This is a genomic window from Mycobacterium sp. (assembly GCF_052143115.1).
In the GTDB taxonomy this organism is placed as follows: Bacteria; Actinomycetota; Actinomycetes; order Mycobacteriales; family Mycobacteriaceae; genus Mycobacterium.
Genome location: NZ_JBKQTQ010000110.1, coordinates 1 through 2,596, shown reverse-complemented (window position 1 = coordinate 2,596; position 2,596 = coordinate 1). Strand labels below are relative to the sequence as shown.

The 2,596-nt window shown below is 65.2% G+C and carries 3 protein-coding genes; all 3 read left to right on the top strand.

Annotated elements, in window-relative coordinates; translation table 11 throughout:
- Positions 1–707, top strand: a 707-nt coding sequence (locus ACLQI9_RS11570; RefSeq protein WP_442391696.1) for an aldehyde dehydrogenase family protein, incomplete at its 5' end; no start/stop codon positions are given.
- A gap of 38 nt (positions 708–745) precedes the next feature.
- The gene (locus tag ACLQI9_RS11565; protein ID WP_442391695.1) at positions 746–2,131 is read left to right on the top strand and encodes an alpha-keto acid decarboxylase family protein; all 1,386 of its coding nucleotides are present in this window, start codon (positions 746–748) and stop codon (positions 2,129–2,131) included.
- Between the two features lie 105 nt (positions 2,132–2,236).
- Positions 2,237–2,443 (top strand): hypothetical protein, encoded by a 207-nt coding sequence (locus ACLQI9_RS11560; RefSeq protein WP_442391694.1) that lies wholly within the window; start codon positions 2,237–2,239, stop codon positions 2,441–2,443.
- Positions 2,444–2,596: the final 153 nt, after the last annotated feature.

Sequence of the window (2,596 nt, the reverse complement as noted above, 5' to 3'; positions counted from 1 at the left end):
CCACCATGGAGTTGGGCGGCTCGGACGCGCTGATCGCGTTGGCCGACGCCGACTTGGACAAGACGGTCCAGTGGGCGCTGTGGGGTCGGATGAACAACGGCGGGCAATGCTGCGTGGCCTCCAAGCGCATCATCGTCGTCGAAGACATCGCCGACGAATTCTTCGTGAAGTTCAAGGCTGCGCTGGCCGGGCTCAAGGCCGGTGACCCCTTCGACGCGGCGACCACGCTGCCGCCGATGTCGAGCCAGGGTGCCGCCGACGAACTGAACGCAAAGATCAAGGCCGCGGTCGAAGCCGGCGCGACCGCCATCGCGCTCGGCGAGCCCGTGCCCACCACAGGAGCGTTCGTGCAGCCGACCATCCTCACCGACCTGACCCCGGACAACCCCGCCTACTACCAGGAGTTCTTCGGGCCGGTGGCGCTTTTCTTCCGCGCGAGCAGCGAGGACGACGCCGTGCGGCTGGCCAACGACTCGAACTTCGGGCTCGGCGGTTCGGTGTTCACGCAGGACATTGACCGCGGGGTTGAGGTCGCCAAGCGGATCGAGACCGGCATGGTCTTCATCAACCACCCGACCTGGACCAAGCCGGACCTGCCCTTCGGCGGCATTAAGCTGTCGGGCTACGGACATGAACTGGCCAGCCTGGGCATTCAGGAGTTCGTCAACAAGAAGCTGATCAACGTCGTCCCGATCGACGCCCCGTAATCATCGGCAGAGTGACTCAACGCAAAAGGAACGCAATCATGGCTGACTTCACCGTGGGGCAATACCTGGCGACCCGCTTGGAGCAGATTGGGCTGAAGCACTACTTCATGGTTCCCGGCGACTACAACCTCGTCCTGCTTGACGAGCTCTTGGAGAACAAGAACATCGAGCAGATCGGTTGTTGCAACGAGCTCAACGCGGCCTACGCCGCCGAGGGCTACGCCCGGGTCAATGGCGCGGCGGCGGTCCTCACCACCTTCAACGTCGGCGCGTATTCCGCGCTGAACGGTGTGGCCGGCGCCTACGCCGAACGCCTGCCGGTGATCATGGTGTCATCCAGCCCCAACACCAACGACGCAGGTGAGAATCACATCCTGCACCACACAGTGGGTTCCCACGACTTCACCGCTCAGTATGAGGTGTTTCGGCAGGTGACGTGCGTGGCGGTCCGCATCCAGCACCCGGCCAACGCGCCCGCCTTGATCGATGAGGCGATCAGCACCGCGTTGCGCGAGCGCAAGCCCGCCTACATCGAGATTCCGTGCAACCTGTCGGCCGCACCGTGTTCTCGGCCGGCCCCGTTCTCCACGTTGCGCTCGAGGCTGTACAGCAACCCGCGAATGCTGGCCGATGCCGTCGGCCGAGCCACCGACCTCATCGCGGAGGCGAAGAAGCCGATCCTGCTGGCCGGTGCCCATCTGCGGCCCTACGGCGCCATCGACGCTTTCCGGGAACTGGCCGAAGCACTGGGCTGCGCGGTGGCGGTCATGCCCAACGCCAAGGGCTTCTTCCCCGAAGACCACCCGCAGTACGCCGGCATCTACTGGGGCGAGGTCAGCAGCCCGCAGTGCCAGGCAATCGTCGACTGGTCCGACCTCATCGTGGCCGCCGGTCCGGTGTTCAACGACTACACGACCGTCGGCTGGAGCGCGCAGCCACCCCGGCAGCGGATGATCAACGCCGAGGCTCAGGGTGTGCGGTTCGCCGACACCGAATACACGGGCGTCGCGCTGGCCGACTTCCTGTCCGACCTTGCCAAAAAAGTGCAAGCCCACGACGCGACCCTGACGCAGTTCAAGCGCCTCAAGGGGACGGCATCGGTGGCGCGCCCGAAGGCAGCCGACCCAGCGGGCCCCCTCAGCCGCGTCGAGATGTGGCGGCAGATCGAGGAGGACCTGGACTCCAAGACCACCCTCCTGGTAGAGACCGGCGACTCCTGGCTGAACGGCATGTACACGCAGCTGCCCGGCGGCGCGAGGTTCGAGATCGAGATGCAGTGGGGCTCCATCGGCTGGTCCGTCCCCGCAAGCTTTGGCTATGCGATGGGCCTGGAGGCCGACCGCCGCCTCGTCTCGGTCATCGGCGACGGATCCTTCCAGCTGACCGCCCAAGAGGTGTCGAACATGATCCGCCACGGCCAGTAGATCCTGATCTTCCTGGTCAACAACCGCGGCTACGTCATCGAATCGGCGATCCACGACGGTCCCTACAACTACTACAAGAACTGGGACTACGCCGGACTCATCGACGTGTTCAACGCCGAAGAAGGCGGCGGGCTGGGGCTGACGGCGACCACCGCGGCGGAACTGGCCGAGGCGATCGAACAAGCCCGCGCCCACAAGGGCGGGCCGGTGCTGATCGAATGCCAGATCCCCAACGACGACGCCAGCCCCGAGCTGATCTCCTGGGGCTCCAAGGTGGCACGCGTCAATTCCCGCCCGGACCCGCGGTTCTGACCGGGGTCACGCTATAGCCGGCCGGCCGGTAGTGCAGACGATGCGCACTACCGGCCGGCTCACCAATACGGCGGTAATCCCCTCAAGAGGGAGCTTAAATCAAAGGGGCGGAGGGGATTTAGCGAAGAGGTCAGCCGATGTGCAGCTTCTCGC

Bases quoted from the DNA above. Each gene is read 5' to 3' on its own strand.
- ACLQI9_RS11565 (WP_442391695.1), top strand. From the start codon at position 746: ATGGCTGACTTCACCGTGGGGCAATACCTGGCGACCCGCTTGGAGCAG.